A 20,629-nucleotide genomic window follows, 5' to 3' on the forward strand; every position below is an offset into this window, starting at 1 on the left:
GCTGTGAATTTCCTCCGGCTTTGTTTCATTTTCTCATCGGTTTAATGTCAAGTTACTAAACTTAACCGATGGCCTCAATTTTGGGGAGTATTACACTATGGTATACGAGGACCTGATTGAACGCATTTGAATATGGAAAAATTAGTACCTGGCGTCGCATTGATTTTAGATGATAATCAATATACAGATAGGATCTCATTGAGTTACGGTTCGGTAGTGGGGACAACCGATAAATATCATTCCTATTCCTACATTCCTGCCCGACAATGGAGACGTATAACCATGGACGAAATACCTGTAATGCGGAGCTCGAATTCGCAACAACATCAATTAGGCAACGGAATTACGATCCACAAACTTCCTGAATCCATCATCAACTTGTGCAAGCAAATGGAATTTGATAGTGTATTGGATAGACGGGATATTGTTAGAAAATACGAATCTCATGGAGATTTGTTTAGAGAGTTTGATGATGAGATGGAGCATTTTCTATACTCTTTTGGTACCATCGATGACGAAAAGCCGGTCGTTCACGCGTTTCCGATCGTAACGAAAGGACTTGAAACAGTAACGAAGCGATATATTGCCGGTGTAGAAGAATACCTTTTCTGTGGAATGCATATAGACAGCGACTCCGGAAGCACTATCGGTGATTCTGTCGGCGCAAGGAATCGGGTTTCTATAAACCTTACGAGTGAGCCTCGTCATTTGTTATATGTGAATGTGTCTGCGGACGATCTGATAAATAAATATCGGACCCTATTCAATATTAATGCGACTATGAGTACAGACAGAGACACACTGGTAAGATCCTTTTTTGAAAATAATCCCATGTATCCGATTGTGAGACTTACCATTCAGCCATACGAGATGTACATAGCTCCAACAGAGAACCTGATACATGATGCTTCTACGTTAGGTCGAGAGTTGGAAGATATCACGATGGTCGCGTTGGGTAAATTTGTTGTCAACTAGCATTTCGGGACAGATTTGATGGAAATTTCTCAGAATCAAACTTTACATGAAAGCGCGGGTGTTGGAAGCAAGGCGGCTTTTTCTCAGACCGAGCTGTTCCGAGTACACCGGTTCAAATTTTTGGTAACCTATTCCTTTACAATCACAGAAAATATTATCAGTTTATCAATCCCATACTTCACCGGCCTGGCGATCAATGATGCATTGGAAGGTCGGTTTCTTGGTCTCATTTACTATGCTGGCCTATGGACCGTTCACGGATTGACCCATGTAGTCAGACAGACATACAACATAAGGACATTCTCAAAAATCTACCGCGATGTAGCGGTAAATGTCGTAAAAGACCAACAGGATCGAGGTATTGAAACCACGAAAATTATCGCGCGTTCCGGACTGTCGCGTGAATTCGTGGATTTCTTCGAGAGGAATGTACCGGATATCATAAACACCATGTTCAAGTCGCTAGGAGCTCTTGGAATGTTGATTATGTTTGACTGGGGAATAGTTGTGTTTTGCATTATTCTTTTGCTCCCGTTATATGTAATTAACAGACGCTACGCAAAAAAATCATTAGATCTTAATTCCGGTATTAATGATCAGTACGAAAAGGAAGTTGGTGTATTGACGAGAAATGATCCAACTGATGTGTGGGAGCATTACAATGCGTTAAGGATCTGGCGTATTAAAATTATAGACACGCAAGTTATTAACTGGGCGACGATGGAATTGTTTATCATAATTATCGCATGTATGATAATCATTCGGGCGGGCGCCCTTGGATTGTATGCGGCCGGGACCATATACTCCATCATATCGTATATGTGGAATTTTATTTATAGCCTTGACAAAGTTCCTGCATTAGTTCAACAGATAAGCCGCTTAAAAGACATAAAAAGGAGAATGTAGTGTTTGTCTTAATGTAATGAGAAAATCTAGGATGAAAATTGTGACATGTATTTCAGACGAGCATGATATTGGGTATAGAAATGCTTTCAGAGCCTCTTGCAATAGGAATCGTATCGACTTAATTACAATTGTTCATAACGGACTATGGGATAGTCATAGGGCAAAGGATTTTCATTTGAGGAACGCTATTGAGGACCTCCCAGGTGATGAGATAGTTCTGTTTTCCGATGGCTATGATGTGATTGTTACCGGTGGCGAGGAGGAAATCATGCGGCGTTATATGAGGTTGACCCCGGACAGATCAGTTGTCGTATCAGCAGAGCGGACGTGTTATCCGGATTCTACGCTCGAACCCCAATACCCGTCTGGAAATACCCCCTATCGATTTTTGAATTCGGGGGGTATTATTGGCAGCGTTTCAAATTTGCTCACTGCGCTGAGGGATATCGAACAGATCAGAAGCTCACTGTTAGGCGATGAATTTGAGTTTAGCAATCAGTATCTGTGGACGAAGCTCTTTTTAGAAGGAATGAATTCAAAAATTGTATTGGACACAAAATGCGAGTTATTTCAAACCTTCCCCACGACTATGAGAACAGTAGACCAATTTCTTTTTCATTCGAATGATATTGAGAAGAAGTCTATCGTTTTAAGCGAAATGAATATAATTTTACAAGACTTTGATTTTGCTGAATCTGCAATTTTTAATCGCCTTACAGGCACGTATCCGCTTCACCTGCACTTTAATGGGCCGGTGATGAAGTCTGCGATGCTTATGTCGCCGTTCATATCGCTCGTCAATTAGAAGGGCATCTATCTACGCATGTTTGGCAAAGCTTCACTCGCCATTAACGGCCTTTATCGGATTCGCTGAGGCCGCCTTTATACTATGTAATGTAATGGTCATGAGTACAATGACAAGAGCGATAACCCCTGAAAGTAAGAAGACCCACCATTGAATATGGATTCGGTAGGGAAAACCCTGTAACCAGTTGTACATTCCATAGTAAGCTAGTGGGGATGCCATCAAAATAGCGACCAAAACTAGTTTGATGAAGTCTTTTGAGATCAATGCCAAAATGCTGTAAACGCTGGCGCCAAGCACTTTCCGTACACCAATTTCTTTTGTCCTTTGCTGAATGTTTAATAGCGACATAGCAAAAAGGCCGAAACAAGATAGTAATATGGCTATGATGGAAGCCGTTGAGAAGATACGATAAATCCGTAACTCCTTCTCGTATTGCTTATTTACATTGTCTTCCAGAAAGGACCCTAAAAACTCTGATTTGGGCGCCAAATTTAAATACTCCTTTTCCAGCAACTTCATGGTCGCGATTGATGAACTGTTGGGTCGTATCCTTACGAATAAATAGGAAAGACCAAAAGGCTTGTTAAATAGTATTGTAATCGGCTCAATTTCAGAATGCAGGGATGAGAAATTATAGTCTTTGACTATTCCTATGATTGTTTTTCCTCCATTCAGTGGCAATTGAGCACCGATAGCGGATTGAAGGCCTAGTTGATTGGCCATTGCCTGGTTGATGATACACGATTGTGTTGAATCTGTCGAATACTTTTTATCGAAGCTTCTTCCAGCAATAAACTCCAATCCAAGCGTTTCAGGGTAGTCGAAATCCACATTGAGTGCATTGGTCAGGATTTTCTTTCCCTGCATGGTAAATCCGTATTTCGATTGCCGACTAGTTTCGTCTTTGCCTTTGCCAAGGTTTAGGTCGGCACCGGTTATGCTGACGAACTGAGGATAATTTGCGAGCCTTAATCGCATCGCATCGAGTAGCTTGTAGCCATCAATTTCGTAACCTACCGGAATGCTGATTACTTCCATACGATTATAACCCAATGGCTTATTTTGTAATAGTTTGACTTGTTGATTAATAACTAAGGTGCTTGTTATCAGGAAGATTGAAATAGTGAATTGTACAACCAGCATACCGTTGTTTATGACGCTGATCTTTATCTTGCTATTTATCTTCCCCTTCAAAATCTCAAGAATATTGAATCTGGAAGCAACTATTGCGGGATAAAACCCGACGAATAATGTGGTAGCCACGAAAAACAAGAGTATCGTCCAAATCACTTCTGGTCGTATGAATTGTGAATAAGACAAGTCGACCTTAAATTGACTGTTGTACACAGGTAGCAGTAACACGGACAATATACCTCCCAATAACATTCCGGCACAACATACTATTGAAGCCTCGCCCCAAAACTGGAAGATCAAATGGTCTTTTTTCGCACCAAGATATTTCCGAATCCCGACTTCCTTTGCCCGGGACATGGCATTGGATGTCGTCAAATTGATATAGTTTACATATGCAATTACCATCACTAAGATGCTGATTGCCAGCAAGACTTTTGGATATACAGGGTTTATTGATTTGTTGTCTTCTGAAAGTTGATAGAAATGCACCTCCTGTAATGGCGTCGTATGCAAGCTGATGTACTGTCCCTCACTGTCGGGAGATAGGCCATTGCTGCGTGCATTTTCAATATAGTTGATATAAGTTCGCTGCATAAATGTCCGGACATTCTTTTCGAATACGGAAGCAGGCGTCTGGTCATTCAAGCGTAGATATACTTGATGTGTACGTACATTCCAGTCGTTTAGATCCATGTGATAATAAGGCTCGTTTTCAAAGCGGATCAAAACATCTGCTGAAATGGAAGAGTTGGCGGGAGGCGTCTCTAATATACCGCGGACAACAAATGGTTGCTGTTTCCCATTTAAGTTTAACGTAAGGATTTCGCCGATAGGGGGATTGGAGCCGAAAATTGAACTTGCAATTTGTTGGCTGAGAATGATGCTGCTTGCATCGTCGAGTGGAGAATTTGTATTACCTTTTACTAAACGAAACGAAAACATTTTTAAAAAATCGGCATCAACATACTGTATATTTTTATTAAAAATATTGTCTTTCCACCTAATCTGAGCAGAACCTTCTTTATATCGCGTTGCTTGTTGAATGGCATCTGGATGGGCCAGTTTTAAGTTATGCATCATAGGAACTGGCATTTTGGTGCTAAATGCCTGCCCGTCTGCCTGGGATTCTTTCAGCGCTAGTCTGTAAATGCTGTTTTTATCGTGATGAAAATCATCGTAGCTCCACTCGAAATTCGCGGTAAGAAATAGCAGGATTGCAGAACAAAATGCCATAGATATTCCTACGACGTTAATTAGCGAGTGTACCCAATACTTCGAAAGTCGCCTTCTCGCTATCTTGAAATAGTTATTTAACATAATTGTTACTTTTTGCTATTTTTTCCTTTGTGACATAGCGCTAAGATCAGCCGTATCTCAAAGAAATCGACTTAATTCTGAATACCGAATTTGTCTGTAACTAATTTTGTGAGATAGTTCTCAGTGTAGGAATCGTTGCCTTCAATTATTTTCCGTAATAGAATAATTGAATTTAGAAAAGATTCGTCGGTTAGTAATTTACTTACTTTATTTTGTATATCCATCACTTGATCTGATCCCATATTTCCCGCTAGTCCTATTCCGTGATATTCTACCTTCAAGCTATTGCCACCTTGGTCATGTAACAAATCAAGTGGATAGATTAGCATTGGTACCCCGTAGTAGATGCTCTCCTTAACAGATCCTAGCCCGCCATGTGAAATATGCAAATGGGCCTCTTGCAATACAGCCAATTGTGGTACGTAGGTAAATAGGTGTATATTTTCTCGACAATGGTCTGGTAAATTTCCTATCTTATCAATAAGCACCCCGCGCACGGAGCAGATCAACTGTACATTTGAAAATTTTCCGATTGCTTCCAATAACTTTAATAGAAATGCTTCTAACAGCTGATTTGACGCGTTGTAGTACGTTCCGAAACTGCAATATACTATCCTTTCGCCTGTTTTCTTTTTGTGCAGGATATTTGTCCATTTACTCAGAAAGCCGTCGTCGACGCTGATTTCTTTACGGTTTCTATCTATACATAAACCCATATAGTACTGATTTCCGCGACCATGTTTTAGAGAGAACTCTAACTCCGCGGGCGCGAGTATCAGTTCGGGGACCTTCTCAAAAATTGCACCAAACGTTGTATAGCTAACTTCTTCAATGCCGATGCCTGAGTCACGGACCAAGCGTCTGAACTGGAAAGGCAGGACCCAATGCAGAAGCTCTTGCATGAACGACCGAAGGTCTTGAAAGCAGTTTAGCGGCTTGTATATGAATGGATTGTCCATAGGAGCTTCTTGTTTCCAATTCCCCTCATTGACGGCCGGCACACCATTTGCCTTATAGGTGGAGAGCATCGGGTTGTAGAACAATATTTTTAATTCAGGATGTAATGAAAATAGAATAGGATAATCCGTTATGTTAAAAATATCTATAATTACAACAGTTGGCTTTACGGCTTCTATCAATGCGGACATAGTTTTTTTTCGATGCTTATAAATGATATTTGACCAGTAGGCGCCTGCGATGTTTTTAAAATTAGTTTTTCCTTTGTGCTTAGCCACAAAAGTCCATTCCATGCAAGTTGCTACGCGGAAGAAGTCATCCTCGATGGGTACATATCCGTTTTCCTTAACTAAGCGGCTCAGTTCGGGGTTAGCAACGGCGAAATGAATTTTAAACCTAGATTTGAGTTTTTCGGCGATAGAGAATGCGGGTACCACATGGCTTTTTATGGAAGCTGGAATTATAAGTAAATTACCTTTTAGTTCGGAACTGTTTTGCGACATAATCTTTTACTGCGGCGTGGTTCGGGTCAATTAAAGTTAGCAAGCTAATTTTCTTTTCAAATTTACGACAGTTGGATCAGCATGGCGAGATGGTCATGATGTGTTTTCCAGAATAAAAATGATATCGTGAGGCGAATTTTATGATCAAAATAAACTGTATAATTGAAAATTCAAGCCTGTATAGTAAAATCGACCTTAAAATAAGGTGCATAGTTAATGTGCAGTTAGTCCCATAGCTATTCTGCGTAAGGACAGTGTAAAGACAGAACAAAAGCAAACACTTTCGAACAGTTACTAACGTGAGCGGTGCTTTCCTCCGCAGCCCTGCTAATCGCCTCCGACTAATAGCCAATATGAAGAGGGAAATGCCAGACGCAAGTATGACGTTAAATGGATGTGATAAAGCTAAATTATCTAGGGCTTGGCTGGCAATACTCTTCCTCATGCAAAACGATTCCAGGGTTCAGTCAATGTAATCTTGTTCCGCTGGGGTCATCTGGCGAGAATTATGCATCGTGCGGTTATTTCTCCGATTTGTCATCAGTGAGTTTTCAGACTAAAACATTTATCTGCTATAAAAGCTGGAATCAGCTGCATGGGCTAATGTCGGTGAGAAAATCTTAACAGGCTATACCGACCTGATGTCGCTTTCTACCGATGACTCCCGGGGAGGCTTTATCTTTCGTATAGTGATTATAGTGTGATGCCGAAAAAGGCAGCCCTTAAACAATGGAAAAATGGACCTGGGCAAGCATAGATCTGGGGATTACAGTTGAATCGCGCGGTGCAGCAAATGCAATAGGTTTTCGGAAGGTAATGTTTCCTCACCGGTAATAGTAGGCGGACACTCAGGATCGATCTATCTCGCGTACCGAGAGACGGCTTTGGAGCAGAAACTTGTCATTCACAAATGGGATCGGACTCTATGAAACAGTTTTGGAAGTTCAAATGTATCGACGGGGCTGGCATCGACCATCACTTTAAGGGTCGATCTCGACAAGGAGGATCAAGCACTCGCTCGATAAACCGCTGTATGATCAGTTGCACAAACGAATGAATGGCGATAAAGCCAAGTTATTCAAAAAGCTTCGTTTCAGTACTGTGGAGCCGGTAATTGGTTCACTAATCAATATACCGGAATGGGTAGGATAAATGCAAAAGGCTTTAAAACCATCGGTATGTTGTGCAACAGTCACCAATTACGGAGGGGTTGTAAGAAATTTTTTTAAAGAGTTTAAAAAGCCGGAGCATGAATAGAAACGGCTCGTAAATTGTTGGAAAAGTTCGGTTGTTCATTACCTTTCCCAGACATTTCGATCTAGCGCATAAACCGCACAGAAGTCTTCGCCGAATGTGCGGTTTTCGATAAAAGAAAAACCCAGCCTTTCGTAAAACCTCCTTGCTCTCACATTGGCGGCAAGCGGATCAATGATGATTGCTGTTACTTCTGACGATGTGAAACAGCGTTCGATCGCCTGTTGCATCATTTCAGTGCCAAAACCTTTTCCGAGGTCATCAGCTTCACCAATCCAAATATCGATCGCACGAAGGTTCGCCGGCACTTCACCCCAATAGTGGCCGTCTTCCAGCAAGGGATCTATGATTTGAACAAATCCTATCGGGCGACCATCCAATTCTGCGATCAGTTGTTCTCGCCATTCCGGCGACCGCAGCAGTTCGGTTTCCCATTCCCAATCATCGTTGGGGTCAGAAGCGACGGTATGAGGCTGTTCATCCCAATGCCGCAATAGAGCTAAGTCGTCAATGGTGGCCGGGCGGAATTCGATCATGATCGTTTCAATTTGCTTTTGATTATTTCACATGTATAGTATCTGCGAAATTACATGCTTCTGGCAGAGTATTTTATAGACAGATTGCATGAAAACACTATTTGGAATAATGCTTATCACGTTAATCGCCGCCGACCCTGCCCGACAGGTACTGCTTTTCTATACAAACAGCAGTTTAGAAAAGCAGAAAGCGCAGCTGGCCATCCTGGACGCGTATCAAAAGGGTGTCCGCGCGCGTGACATCAAAGTGCAAAGCTTTTCTTATTCCGCAAGCAATGTTGCTGAATGGAAAAAGTGGAATGTCGATACCACCAGTCTTTTCACCTTCATATTAATTGGCCGCGATGGTGGTGAAAAGTTAAGATCGAGCGATATAGTTAGCGCCGAAAAGCTTTTCGGCCTAATTGATGCCATGCCGATGCGAAGGAACGAGATAGAGAGGAATCAGAGCAAGAAGCCCGAGTAGTAGCAATGCATAAGCAAACCGTAAATAAAACCCCATCTTACCTGAATTTCAATCAGGAAGAATACAGTTGGAAGCCGGATGTGGATTACCGGAGGCACCCAGAACTGTACCGCGTCGGAAAAGGTGAGCAAGGCGTTTTGATCTGCGAGCCGTATAAATCGGAGATAGGCCAATTCTGGCGGTTTAAGACCAAGGTAATTGCCGAGAAAAGCAGCGGCAAGATTTATGAATTGTTTCTGCACTATCTAAACATGCAAGATTTTGTCGGAGCTGATATGGCCCGTAAATATCTGCAAATGGGTTTCACCCGGGCACGCCGTTATGCCAATTACAAGGGAGGCAAAAAGTATGATAAGGAAAAGGATTATCAGCTTTTGAAGAAAGGCACGGGGCAGAAAGAAAAAGCGGACGCTGCTGCTGTGTTTTATGCGAAATGGAAAAAAGCAGAAAACAATGCTCGTTATGCACAAATGAAGAAAGAGTGGAAAGTCAAGATCGGATAATCGGCTAAAACATTAGGTACAAAAACGAAAAGTCCGGATAAACTGCCAAGGCCCTCCAAGATACCTCCACAAATGCACGCCGTTGGCCGCAAAGCAAAATGGCTCGAAGGTCGACCTGAGCTCAGCCTGTAATTTTTTAGCTTCAGAAGCCTGCACCTTATTTTGAACGGTTATATGAAAATTCCTTCTCTGTTTATCCTGATTGGTAAGAAACTCCTGATATTGTATTTGCAAATTTCGATGCAGCAAAGTCAACTCCGGTGATACAATTTTAAAGGCTGTTCCGCCACCTAGTGAAACGACCTGATCAGCTTTTACATCAAACACAGCCTAGCTTTCGGTCAATACCTGCATCTTATCAAGGATACATTGCTCGTCAGGCAAAGCATTAAACAAGGTCAGATGGGCATTCAGGAAATTCCTTTCCTTCGGAAAATACTGACGTCGCAAGTCATCAAAATACGCCTGTGCAGCAGGGGCGATTAATAATGTGGCAACTAAGGGCGAACTCATCGGATATCGGTAGTCTGGGAAGGTAGGAAAGGCAACGACATTATTCATACTTCCACTACATAGCCAAGCCCTAATTCATCGCCAGGCTGTCCGCGAATACCCCAATTGTGCTTGGGTGTTTCAGTCAAAGTAATCTCCAGATCCAGGGGCTTGATGTCCAGGACCTCGTCAAATCGGTCGAACAAAAGTCTGTATAGTTTTTTCTTCGCTGCCAGCGAACGACCTTCAAAAAGTGCAATTTCTATAATTGTGTAATTGTCGGTGCGATCGGATGGAAATATGAAATCACCTTCATCAAAATAGAAAAACCGATGGAATTTCTTTGATCGAGGATAGTCAAAAGCTTCCACCACGCAAGAGTGGATCAGTTCACTCACCTGCTCCCTTCGTGGCAACAATCTGGATCTGAGTCCGTAAATTTTTATTTGAGACATATTTCTGAAAGCTCCAAATCGGTGTCTACACTATGCAACTTTGATAACGAACGCGGTCAATTCTGCCATCTTTCCATCCTCAAATCGCCAAACGTCACAATATGAATAATTGACAAGATTTCCGTCTCGATCCTTCAAATCGATTGTGCCGACTGCGGTAACATAATCGCCTTCTTCGATCATGTTTTCTACTTCAAATTTGGGCGGCTCCAGATAGGTCTGTGCCATGTATTGTCGCACAGCCTCTTTGCCCCTTAGTGTTTGATCACCGACAAAAGTCCATACTACTTTATCTGTACAAAACGCTAGAAAAACTTCCTTTTCACCTTTCATCACTGCGGCATTAGCGGCCTGCAATACTTCTTTATTTTTCATAATAATGGAATGCTTACTTGATACTTGTATCGCCCATCAAAGGGCGAAGCGCCTGGACGACCATGACGGATCAACGGAGACAACTTCTCATCCACCTAAGTGCGCTTCCTGCGCTACGCGGCATTAGCTGTTTGAGTTCCTGTGGAAATATCACCCTTAGCATTCACCGCGCCGCAGTCTCTACAGCCGGTCTGGAATACGGGCCGATCAAACATTCGCCGCGGGAATGAAAAGTATTGCATGTGATGTAAACTGTCCACGGGTAAAACATGTTGCCCTTCGTTTCAAATATCGCTAAATTTGACATATTCGGGTATAACAGAAGCAGAATAGTATGTATGCTTAGGCCATCAGTCATTGATGGCTTGCCTAGAATTTAGTCTGAATTTGTCAGCAATGCAAAAAGCAAAAAGTACTGATTTTCAATACTTTGATGCGTTAGATAGCAATGCCCACTCCCCCCTCATTGATCACATTAACCCAGTTTTCACCATCATCTATCGACCGAATTATGCCTCTCTGGCTGGTAGCCATCAGCACTCCATTTGACTCTACCAATTTCATTACCCAGCCTCCGTCATAGACTTGCTTCCAGGTTTTTCCACTGTCATCAGATTTGAAAATGCCCTTATCGCAACCGATGAAAACGGTGTCCCCAGTTTTCAAAAATGGTGCGAACGTTCTTCCCTGGGAAATCCGTATATATCGGCAACCATAAACCCATTCCGTTTATTTTTGCAAAAACTGGCCGCCGTAGTTGAATGCAAGCATTCCAGCCTTGCCAGGGACAATGCTGCTAAGGATGTCCGGAGAAACCTCTTTTCCCAAAAAGGAGCAGTGGAATTTAGTTTGCTATAATACATTCCAAATCTCGTTTTTGATTGCTATCCGGGAGTAGGGGTGATTGTGGAAATTCTAAGGCCTGATCAAAGGCAAATGGGAATTGGAAAAGGAGCAAAAAAGCGAAGTGATGGATTTTCATGACTAAAATGGTTTGGTGAAATGATAGCGTAAAATTGTATTAACTTCACATGTCCAAATGTAGGCACCTGCGTAGCCGTGCTTGTAAATCAACTATAAAATCTTGCTAGTCAATTGTAAAAAGAAATTTAAATGCGTGTAAATTCTGGTTTTACTGGCTTTTTCACTAACCGGCTGGTGTTGAGGTCTGGCATTGCCATGGTGCTGCCTGTTATTTTTTTTATCGCCTCTTCTTTCACAGAACATTCCGGCCGAGACTTCAGGGCGAAGCAAGTGAACCTTCTGATCCGTCAAACTGGTCATCGGTTGTTGCTGCAGGCAGGTGACTCAACCTCACGTGTATTGCCCGTTACTGAGATTAAAGAAGGCACGTTTCTGCTCAGGTTCGAAAATGAATTCGTTTTTAACCACGACTCGCTCATCGCGCTGTCACAGCACTTACTCCCCAAAAAGCAGTTCCCTTCCGGTTACACCGTCACAGTACATGATTGCATGAAAGACGGCATCGTCTATGGTTTCCAGGTAAATAATACCTCGCCGGATATCCTGGCTTGTAGTGGCAGAAGTCAACCCTCAGGTTGTTACACAATCGAATTTGCCTTTCCAGATTTTTATGAAAGCGTAAAACAGAAGAAAGCCGACGTCGACGAGCTGACTGAATCAGTTAAAGCGGATACTCAGGAAGTCAGTCCAAAACTTGAAGAATTAAAAATGCCAACTTTCGGCTACGACAGCGACCAGCGGACTGACGACCTCAAATCAGTTAAAGTGGATCCTCAGCAAGCCAATCCAACACTTGAAGAATCCCAAACGAGAACCTTTGACTTTCCATTAATCAAGGTGATTTATGCCGGTATTCTGGTGTTGTTGGGTGTTACCTTGTTGATTGGGCGTTTTGGGAAGTTTTTTAAACCGTTGCCCGGCCAGAATCAAAACCACGCTATAATAAAAGAGTCCGTTCCGGAATTGGCTGCGCTCGGAAAATTTTTATTTAATGTTCAGGGTCAGCGCTTGCTTTTGGAAAGCGAGGTGGTTAGTCTCACAGACAAAGAATGCAAGGTTCTGAAATTGCTCTACCAAAATTTCGGAGAACTGATCCCCCGCGAAACGCTTATGCAGGAAGTTTGGATCAACGAAGGGGTCATCACCGGTCGCAGCCTGGACATGTTTGTGTCGAAACTTCGAAAGAAATTAAGTCGTGATCCTGAGCTGAGAATAACGAATGTTCATGGGAAAGGGTATAAGTTGGAAATACCTGAAAAACAGGTTATTTAAAATCTAAAGCAGCCCAAAGCGCTTGTTACTGCCCTTGCCTTGGTTCGTGTCCTTACCATAGCCGTCAACTTCAGAAAAAACAAAATTCAGTTTGGGCTTTAGGCGTGACCATTTCCAGGGTCAATTTATATTTTCCAAAGTTTTATTTTCCATGATATTTTTAGCCAATCTTAGGGAATGGCTTCTCTGTTTGTCGCATGCAGAAATAAAGGTAAATATATGATTATCAGAATATTAACCAGTTGTGAGGTTAACAGAGTAATGCGTGTTTAATTCTACCCAGCGGTTTACTTGCAAGAGAGTTGATGCAGCGCCTTCTTTAGAAAAAGCCAAGTATTTACGAGGTCTGCGATATAGCTACCGCGGCGCTCTAACTTGTTATTCGTGACAAATTTGCTTGTCTTTTTAATAAGTATACTTTACATTTATGACGTCAAATCAATTGCTAAGTCATGGCTAAAATAATTAAGCTCGCAAGTGTAGTTCTAGTTACAATTGGCGCCATTGTCTTGTTTTCCGATCCTCATGCCGGAGCTGAACTTCCCTTATTGATTGGGCTCTTCATGGGCTTTGTGAGCCGAGACAAGATGGAAGATGAACGAGCGTTACACCTCAAAACATCATCGGCCTATGTTTCTCTTGTTGTAGGATACAGCCTTAAGTTGCTGACCAGCAATCTTTACGATCACAAGCTTATCCGCTTTCAGTTATCAGAAATAAACCACTTCCTTATTCTCGTTTTTGCGATGGCAATAATTCTCTACTATTCAAGAGTTTACCTGTCAACCAAATAATTTTTGTTTAATGAAAAATTGTTTAAAGGTTGAAAGAGCAAGGCAGAACTTTACACAGGCGGACCTAGCAGAAAAGGTAGGCGTGTCTAGGCAAACGATCAACTCCATCGAAATCGGTAAATACACTCCGTCGGCTGTACTGGCATTGAAGATTGCCGCAGTGTTTAATGCTCGTGTGGAAGAAGTATTTGTTTTGGAAGACAGCGATTGGAAATAGCTCCTTGTAAAGTGTTCTGAAAAACGTCACAATTTGAGAGGCACAGTTTGGGATTAGAAAAATTGATGTTTGAGAAACCTGGTCAAAATCGCCTCTGTCAGATATATTCATTCGGCAACCTAATTTAGCACAATCTATAACAGATATCCGGATACCTTGAAGAAGCTTTTCAGTTACGGAACAATTAGAGTATTATTCAAATGAAACTACTAATTGCACTACTTGCTCTACTCACATTCCAATGTTCAAATGACAACCATGGCAACGTGGAAGCAACTTTGCGCATAACGTCAGTGAAAGATTCGGTGGACGAAAGCAAAACCATGCTCCTGTTGACAACGATCTATGAAAACAAAACTGGGCGGGATATTTATTTAATTAAAAGCTACCCATGGGCTCGTAGTTTCAACAAGAGGGATTCATTGAACCAATACCAAAAAATCCCCGACCCGGAATTTAGTTCCAGGATAATGCGGCATTGCGTAAATTCCGATGACTTTCTGGAAAGCCTGATCTTATCAAAGCCTGAGAAACGGGCGATCGTCGATACATTAGCAAAGTTGAATGCAGGGCTTATAAAATCGGATTACAATGGTTTAAAAGACAAGTTTCAAACACAGTTTTTGGTATTAAGGCGCGGTGAGCGCCTCGAAGTTGACAATGCCCCAGTATACGCGTCAGGAAGCCAAATCTCGAAATATTTATTTGAAAAAAAGGTGGCTGACGAAGTATTGCGGAGGACAAAACTGGGGGAGTTTATAACTATCCCAAAACGAATTGGAACCTTTGAGTTCTGGGATGGCCCAATAAATCTGTCATCCGATTTTATTGAGATCATTTTTAAAGAAATATAAAACAAATAGACACATGAAAAAGATTACAAATTTGCTTGCTCTGCTCCTGTTATGTACTGCACAAACATGTCTTTCGCAGGATGGACCAGGAAAGGCGTAAAATGAATATGAGGGTTGTTGCGGTACGGCCCCGGTAGATTATTCCTGGAACGTATAACGGGCGAGGCTTGCTGCAAGTGCCTTTAATCGTTTGGCCCCCATAGAGTCCCATTGGTTTCAAATGCTGTTCCAACTCGATAATGTCAGCATCTACAACAACAGGCCAGTAATAGTATCTGTCTATAAAGGATGAGTAACATTTATGAACAGTTTCGGCCTTGGTTCGCTGAAGTAGCACCTCGGCAATTACTATTTGATAAGACGTCAGCTCTGACTTCTGCCATGGCAGATAATGTCGTCCGTGCTCTGAAACCAAGTAAATATATGATCTTGGAATAGCTTTATTTTCTCTTCTAATATTAAAATGTTCTAACGTGGCTGAAACTGCTACAAGGCAGCTTGTAAGTTCGTTCGTCTCAAACGTTTCCTCTTTCAGGGATGGCTCAGTCATAAGCCAGTTTAATTCAATAGTTGTTCGTGTCTACTGAAATACTCCCTGTTCGCTGGACCTTGTGTGTTTGCGTCGACGGTTGTAAAATTCTACATATGCTTTTACTCCTCGATACAGATCCATCCCGCCATTTGGAGGATTTAAGTATATGTACTCTTGTTTGAGCGACCTCCAAAATCTTTCGATGAAAACATTGTCCAGAGCCCGCCCGACGATAATCATAAGGGCCGTCACGTTAAATATTTTGCGGAACTGTCGGAAAACGGCCAGACCCACTGGATCAAACAGTCAAGCAAATCATAGATAGCGGATAAATTCGTGGGATCTTGGTAGAGATCGCGAACAAGTCGATCTTCTCACGTCTATATTAGGTTTAGATACCGTAGGACTTCAGGCTAGGCTTTCCAACTATAACCTACGGATATTTCCTTCGATATATTTTGGAAGCGGCGGATGACCAACATGAATTGATACATGATGTAACTGGTTTGGTGCCTGCCGGCTATTACGACCCTAGAACAGCTATCTGCGAGTCGACCGCGCATGATTTGCGCCGACCGGCCCACTGTACTGCACAGCACTCCGATATTATCTTCCTAGGCTTTTCAAGTGAGCGGACACCTTGATAGGTCACTTGGTTGTTGATTGCCCTTTTGTAAAAACTACAATTGTCTCTTTCGATTTAGTTACTGCTGGCGGCCATTGGTTTGTTTATTTTTTTCATGACAAGTTCAGTTAGTGAAATAAAGACCGCCTAGTAAGATTTAGTCGCAATTACTGACTACACATTCGGCGGTTCTGGCTACACTTTGGGCTATTCGTTTCCGGAATTTTGTATCGTAACATTCAACTTACGATATGATAAATGGAATTGAAAATAAAGTAGTTGCCATCACCGGCGCAAGTAGCGGCATAGGTGAAGCCACAGCGGAGCTGCTGGCGGCAAAGGGGGCCAAAGTCGTTCTCGGTGCTCGCAGGGCAGATCTTTTAGCAACTTTAACAGAACGCATCCGGAACGCAGGCGGCCAGGCGGTTTACCTGCAAATGGATGTTACTGAGCGGACAGAAGTCGCGTCCCTGGTACAACTGGCTTTGAATGAATTTGGCCGTTTAGATGTGATCATTAATAATGCAGGCATCAGCCAGCTGCAATTATTGGAGGATGTAGATGTGGAAGGTTGGGAACAAATGATTGATGTGAACCTGAAAGGCACGCTTTATGGCATTGCCGCCGCGTTGCCCGTTTTCAAATTGCAGGGTTCCGGACATATTATCAATATTATTTCAACGGCTGGCATTACTATTGTGCCTACGATGGGCGTTTATGCGGCAACTAAAAATGCAGTTCGTACGATTGGCGAAGCTTTGCGGCAAGAGTCAAAAGGCCGGTGGCGTGTGACAGGGATTTCTCCCGGGTTTGTGGATACACCCTTCGCGGGCAAAATCAAGAATGAATCTATACGGGATGTTCTGACCCAGCGGGCGAGCGAAATTGCCATCCCAGCAACGGCCATTGCCGAAGCGGTTGCCTATGCGATCGCCCAGCCGGATCAGGTGGATATCGGCGACATTGTGATCCGCCCGGCTGTTCAGGATTAAGGTGATAGTTTTTTAAATTAATAATTGAAAAAAGGTAAACAGATATGCAGGGGCAACCAGTGGTTTTTAATAATATTTCAGCCTTAATGAAGCGGGTCGGCTTGCCCTCGCCCCTGCATCCGCTGATCACTCTGGTTAATTATGATGAAAACAGGCCCAGTCTGGCCGATGCCGGGAGTCAATATTTGCTACATTTTTATAAAATAGCTTTTAAGTTGAGGTTCAATGGCAAGGCCAAATACGGACCTGGATCTTATGATTTTCGCGATGGCGGGCTTGCTTTCGTTGGGCCCAATCAGATCGTCCAGCTGTCCGATGATTTGGAGGAACACGAGGGTTATGCATTATACTTTCATCCCGATCTCTTTTACAAACATCCGCTTGCATCCCGCATTCACCGATATGGCTTTTTCGCGTATTCGGTCTCCGAAGCATTGTTTCTCTCCGAGAAAGAGAAGAGTGTAATCAAAGGTGTATTTGAGTCAATAGCGACGGAGCTGGAAACACAAACTGACCATTTCAGCCTGGAAGTGCTGGTTTCGCAAATCGAACTGCTCCTTCATCACTGCAATCGGTTTTACAATCGGCAATTCCTGACTCGCAATGTAGCTCATCACGACCTGATCGATCAGATGAATGCATTTTTGAATGAGCGCTTTGAGAAGAACGAGGCGCTGGTCAAAGGCTTGCCGACGACCCAGGAAATAGCAGAGGAATTGAAAGTTTCGCAGCGATACTTGTCCGACATGCTGAAATCGCTTACAGGCCAGACTACCCAGCAGCATATTCATTTAAAGATGGTTGAGAAAGCCAAGGAAATGATGGGCAGCGATTCACTCACCACAGCAGATGTGGCTTATGCATTGGGTTTCGAGCATCCGCAGTCTTTCAACAAATTATTCAAACAGAAAACCGGCATGTCACCCGCTGCTTTTCGAAAGTTGTTACATCCGAATTAGCAACTTAACACATGACGTCTGATTCCGCAATAATGTCCTAGGGTTTTCCCTAAGATTTATAATGTGGAAGCTTTTTGCATTATGTTCACCGCTGATTCATCGTACTTTCGATCGGTAGATATAAATTACATGATACGAGTCCTCATCGCGGATGACCATAATGTCTTTGTTGAAGGCATCGAGTCGCTTATTTCAGGATCACTGGATATTGAAGTGACTGAGCGCTGCCACACGGTACAGTCAGTTATTGAGCGATTAAGCCAGACTGCGATCGACGTCGTGTTACTCGATATCTCGTTTCCCTACATTGAAGACGGCCTTGGCCTTTGTGAGTATATAGTCCGTACGTACCCGGAAACGAAAGTGGTAGCACTCACTATGCACGACGATGCCAGTCTCATTAAGCGGGTCGTGAAAAAGGGCGCGAAAGGCTATTTGTTGAAGAATACCACGAAAACGGAGTTGCTACGGGCCATCCAGGCGGTTCACCACGAGAAGCAATATTTCAATCAATCGATCACGCAAATTCTGTTGAACGATAGCCCCAAAACCAGAAGGTCAACGGCCGGCATTGGCGCAAAACCACACCTCAGCCCTCGCGAATCGGAAGTGCTGACCCGTATTGCGCAGGGATTAACAACGCAGCAGATGGCAACTCAGTTATTTGTGAGCGCCAAAGCAATCGAATTTCACCGAAGCAGTCTACTTATGAAGTTCGGTGTTCCTAACACAGCCCTACTGATAAAGACGGCTATGGAGATGCAAATGATTGATTAGTTCTATTTTGTCATTACACGTAATGCTCATGAAATGCTGTTCTCCTCGGTCTGGTTGGCGGATCATTTTCCTTTTCTTAGTTATCCTAACTGGCGGGTTTCAATCCGTTAAGGCGGTATCGGACACGACGTCTGTTGATAGCTTAAAAAGACAGATTGAAATTTTGGTGCAGGATGAGCATTACAGTCAGGCTGCAAAGGCTTACGATTCCTTGGGTAAACTATACCATCGGCAGTACGGATACAATAAATACACGATGGATTCTTACCTAAGTAGCTTGAAATACTACAGCCTGATGGGCGACTCACTCGGATATTTTAATCAGTACCTGGTGATAGGAGACTACTACAGCCAGGATTACTTCATGCATGCTTACGCCGAACAATACCTGAAAAAAGCCCAGCAATATTTTGAGCGAACCCATAACATGCCCAAAGTCATTGAATCCCGATTGGGTTTGCACAATATCGCTCAACATGTAGAGCCAATGCCGCCCAGTTTGAAAACGCACCTGCGCGAAACCGAGCGACTTAGCGTAAAGTACAACCAGCCCTATTCTCAGGCCTATGCTCTTAGTGTGCTGGCCAATACGTACCTACTGGCCAAGCAGCCCGATTCTGCATACTATTTTGCCAGCCGAAGTCTGATCATATCAAATCGATTAAAGGTTAACTGGTTAATTGCCTTGAATCACTTTTACCTGGGCCTGGTTGAGCAATTCAGACATCATAGTATGGCTGCTATAGAAGCGTACCAGAAGAGCTACAACTTATCGAAGACTGAAAATAGTCTGGGCATGATGCGGGAATTGTCGCGTCACACGGCAGATAGCTATTCCCGTATGGGCGACTATAAAAAGGCATACGATTGGTCATTAAGAACGCTCGATTTTACGGTGCAGTTTTACGCATCGGAACAAACAAAGAGTATTCGTTTGCAGGAACTGGATAGTCAGATCAAAACGTTGGCTGTTGAAAAACAACTGGTTGAAGAACAAAGTCGCAACCAGAACGTATTGAATTCTGCGCTGTTTATTGGCTTTATAATCAGTATTATAGGCGTGTTTACATTGGTGTATCTAAGGCGCCAGCAAAAATTGATTGATCATCAGCACACGGTCATCGCACAGCAACAGATTCGACAATTGGAGCTTAAATCGCTACGTGCCATGATCGAAGGGCAAGAGGGCGAACGGAGTCGGATTGCGCGTGATCTACACGACGGTCTGGGCATTCAACTTTCACGAATTAAACTATTTATTGAAGCGCATCAGGAAGAATTGCCTTTATCCGTCAAGGAACCCTTGAACCAGTTTCTGGATGAAGCCTGCACCGAAACCCGGCTGATCTCCAACGATCTGCGCCCATATGCGCTATCAACATTCGGCCTCGTTCCGGCGCTGGAAGACCTGGTGCAAAAGCTGAATCTGGTTAATAAAACAAAGCTGATTTTAGACCATTATGGCGAGATGCCCCCTTTGGGCGATGAAGCTGCCGTCATGATCTACCGGGTAGTGCAAGAGTTGCTCAATAATGCGCTGAAACACGCACACGCTCAAGTGGTGAGGGTCCAGCTTATGGTCAATGAAGAAACAATCTTGATTAGTGTCGATGACGATGGCCTGGGGGCTGATTTCGATAATCTGCTATCAAAAGGAAGTGGTATCGCCAACATTAAGTCCCGCATTGCCTACCTCGGCGGGCAGGTTATGTGGCACGGCGAAGCCGGAAAAGGAACGTCGGTTATGATTTCGTTGCCTATGCAAAAGTTACAAAAAACGGAAGCGTCTGTGGCTTGAGAATCCAAAATTGAATACTGCTTCCTTATCTCGGGTTTTCCCTAAGTTTTTAAAAAGTAGGGTTTTCCTTAATGCATCTCCATGTCGATCCGTCCTATTTTTGCTAAGTAAAATTCTATTTCGGCTATTCCTAACTTTTACCTT

General features: G+C 43.0%; 22 protein-coding genes. 13 read left to right on the top strand and 9 right to left on the bottom strand.

Annotation, left to right across the window (positions count from 1 at the left end):
* The first annotated feature begins 132 nt into the window (after window positions 1-132).
* The 3 genes from LZD49_RS19580 to LZD49_RS19590 are packed head-to-tail and all read left to right on the top strand — an operon-like array spanning window position 133 to window position 2,686.
* Entirely contained in the window at window positions 133-975 is an 843-nt protein-coding gene (locus LZD49_RS19580; protein ID WP_234669267.1) for a hypothetical protein, read from the top strand.
* A gap of 18 nt (window positions 976-993) precedes the next feature.
* A complete protein-coding gene (locus LZD49_RS19585) occupies window positions 994-1,881 on the top strand; it encodes an ABC transporter six-transmembrane domain-containing protein (RefSeq protein ID WP_234669268.1) in 888 nt (295 codons plus the stop codon).
* A 31-nt stretch (window positions 1,882-1,912) separates the two neighbouring features.
* Window positions 1,913-2,686 (top strand): glycosyltransferase domain-containing protein, encoded by a 774-nt coding sequence (locus tag LZD49_RS19590; RefSeq protein ID WP_234669269.1) that lies wholly within the window; start codon window positions 1,913-1,915, stop codon window positions 2,684-2,686.
* Window positions 2,687-2,719: 33 nt separating this feature from the next.
* Here the strand turns inward: LZD49_RS19590 and LZD49_RS19595 are convergent, their stop codons facing one another.
* The 3 genes from LZD49_RS19595 to LZD49_RS19605 form a co-directional block, all read right to left on the bottom strand.
* Window positions 2,720-5,140 carry an ABC transporter permease gene (locus LZD49_RS19595; RefSeq protein WP_255721083.1) on the bottom strand — a complete coding sequence of 807 codons (2,421 nt, stop codon included), beginning with the start codon at window positions 5,138-5,140 and terminating at the stop codon, window positions 2,720-2,722.
* 71 nt (window positions 5,141-5,211) lie between these two features.
* Entirely contained in the window at window positions 5,212-6,600 is a 1,389-nt protein-coding gene (locus LZD49_RS19600) for a glycosyltransferase (protein ID WP_234669271.1), read from the bottom strand.
* A 1,295-nt stretch (window positions 6,601-7,895) separates the two neighbouring features.
* Window positions 7,896-8,390 carry a GNAT family N-acetyltransferase gene (locus LZD49_RS19605; RefSeq protein ID WP_234669272.1) on the bottom strand — a complete coding sequence of 165 codons (495 nt, stop codon included), beginning with the start codon at window positions 8,388-8,390 and terminating at the stop codon, window positions 7,896-7,898.
* 88 nt (window positions 8,391-8,478) lie between these two features.
* Between LZD49_RS19605 and LZD49_RS19610 the strand changes: the two genes are divergently transcribed.
* Both LZD49_RS19610 and LZD49_RS19615 read left to right on the top strand, forming a co-directional pair.
* Window positions 8,479-8,856, top strand: a complete 378-nt coding sequence (locus tag LZD49_RS19610; RefSeq protein WP_234669273.1) for a DUF4174 domain-containing protein — start codon at window positions 8,479-8,481, stop codon at window positions 8,854-8,856.
* Window positions 8,857-8,861: 5 nt separating this feature from the next.
* On the top strand, window positions 8,862-9,359 hold the full coding sequence (locus LZD49_RS19615; protein ID WP_234669274.1) for a DUF4385 domain-containing protein: 498 nt from the start codon (window positions 8,862-8,864) through the stop codon (window positions 9,357-9,359).
* Between the two features lie 12 nt (window positions 9,360-9,371).
* Here LZD49_RS19615 and LZD49_RS36110 read toward each other — a convergent pair whose 3' ends face one another.
* The 5 genes from LZD49_RS36110 to LZD49_RS19635 form a co-directional block, all read right to left on the bottom strand.
* Entirely contained in the window at window positions 9,372-9,686 is a 315-nt protein-coding gene (locus tag LZD49_RS36110) for a 2'-5' RNA ligase family protein (protein WP_409021339.1), read from the bottom strand.
* A 3-nt stretch (window positions 9,687-9,689) separates the two neighbouring features.
* Window positions 9,690-9,872 carry a 2'-5' RNA ligase family protein gene (locus tag LZD49_RS19620; RefSeq protein ID WP_234669275.1) on the bottom strand — a complete coding sequence of 61 codons (183 nt, stop codon included), beginning with the start codon at window positions 9,870-9,872 and terminating at the stop codon, window positions 9,690-9,692.
* 44 nt (window positions 9,873-9,916) lie between these two features.
* Window positions 9,917-10,249 (bottom strand): tautomerase family protein, encoded by a 333-nt coding sequence (locus tag LZD49_RS19625; protein WP_234669276.1) that lies wholly within the window; start codon window positions 10,247-10,249, stop codon window positions 9,917-9,919.
* An 87-nt stretch (window positions 10,250-10,336) separates the two neighbouring features.
* The gene (locus tag LZD49_RS19630; RefSeq protein ID WP_234669277.1) at window positions 10,337-10,681 is read right to left on the bottom strand and encodes a nuclear transport factor 2 family protein; all 345 of its coding nucleotides are present in this window, start codon (window positions 10,679-10,681) and stop codon (window positions 10,337-10,339) included.
* A 438-nt stretch (window positions 10,682-11,119) separates the two neighbouring features.
* Window positions 11,120-11,347: a hypothetical protein gene (locus tag LZD49_RS19635; RefSeq protein WP_234669278.1), complete on the bottom strand. Its 228-nt coding sequence runs from the start codon at window positions 11,345-11,347 to the stop codon at window positions 11,120-11,122.
* Between the two features lie 447 nt (window positions 11,348-11,794).
* Here LZD49_RS19635 and LZD49_RS19640 point away from each other — a divergent pair, with 447 nt between their 5' ends.
* The 4 genes from LZD49_RS19640 (at window position 11,795) to LZD49_RS19655 (ending at window position 14,802) form a co-directional block, all read left to right on the top strand.
* Window positions 11,795-12,937 carry a winged helix-turn-helix domain-containing protein gene (locus LZD49_RS19640; protein ID WP_234669279.1) on the top strand — a complete coding sequence of 381 codons (1,143 nt, stop codon included), beginning with the start codon at window positions 11,795-11,797 and terminating at the stop codon, window positions 12,935-12,937.
* 452 nt (window positions 12,938-13,389) lie between these two features.
* Window positions 13,390-13,731, top strand: coding sequence for a hypothetical protein (locus LZD49_RS19645; protein ID WP_234669280.1), 342 nt, complete (start codon window positions 13,390-13,392; stop codon window positions 13,729-13,731).
* A gap of 10 nt (window positions 13,732-13,741) precedes the next feature.
* Complete coding sequence (locus tag LZD49_RS19650; protein ID WP_234669281.1) at window positions 13,742-13,948, top strand: helix-turn-helix transcriptional regulator; 207 nt, start codon at window positions 13,742-13,744, stop codon at window positions 13,946-13,948.
* A 200-nt stretch (window positions 13,949-14,148) separates the two neighbouring features.
* Window positions 14,149-14,802, top strand: coding sequence for a hypothetical protein (locus LZD49_RS19655; RefSeq protein WP_234669282.1), 654 nt, complete (start codon window positions 14,149-14,151; stop codon window positions 14,800-14,802).
* A 580-nt stretch (window positions 14,803-15,382) separates the two neighbouring features.
* On the opposite strand, the gene LZD49_RS36115 is transcribed toward LZD49_RS19655, so the two are convergent.
* Entirely contained in the window at window positions 15,383-15,574 is a 192-nt protein-coding gene (locus tag LZD49_RS36115) for an integrase core domain-containing protein (protein ID WP_409021340.1), read from the bottom strand.
* 636 nt (window positions 15,575-16,210) lie between these two features.
* On the opposite strand from LZD49_RS36115, the gene LZD49_RS19660 reads away from it, so the two are divergent.
* The 4 genes from LZD49_RS19660 to LZD49_RS19675 all read left to right on the top strand — a co-directional run bounded on the left by LZD49_RS19660 (window position 16,211) and on the right by LZD49_RS19675 (window position 20,485).
* The gene (locus tag LZD49_RS19660) at window positions 16,211-16,951 is read left to right on the top strand and encodes an SDR family oxidoreductase (RefSeq protein ID WP_234669283.1); all 741 of its coding nucleotides are present in this window, start codon (window positions 16,211-16,213) and stop codon (window positions 16,949-16,951) included.
* A 44-nt stretch (window positions 16,952-16,995) separates the two neighbouring features.
* Window positions 16,996-17,910 (top strand): AraC family transcriptional regulator, encoded by a 915-nt coding sequence (locus tag LZD49_RS19665; RefSeq protein ID WP_234669284.1) that lies wholly within the window; start codon window positions 16,996-16,998, stop codon window positions 17,908-17,910.
* Window positions 17,911-18,039: 129 nt separating this feature from the next.
* Complete coding sequence (locus LZD49_RS19670) at window positions 18,040-18,687, top strand: response regulator transcription factor (protein ID WP_234669285.1); 648 nt, start codon at window positions 18,040-18,042, stop codon at window positions 18,685-18,687.
* Between the two features lie 28 nt (window positions 18,688-18,715).
* Window positions 18,716-20,485 (top strand): sensor histidine kinase, encoded by a 1,770-nt coding sequence (locus LZD49_RS19675; RefSeq protein ID WP_234669286.1) that lies wholly within the window; start codon window positions 18,716-18,718, stop codon window positions 20,483-20,485.
* Window positions 20,486-20,629 lie beyond the last annotated feature (144 nt).

This window comes from Dyadobacter sp. CY261, from assembly GCF_021440085.1.
Lineage (GTDB): Bacteria > Bacteroidota > Bacteroidia > Cytophagales > Spirosomataceae > Dyadobacter.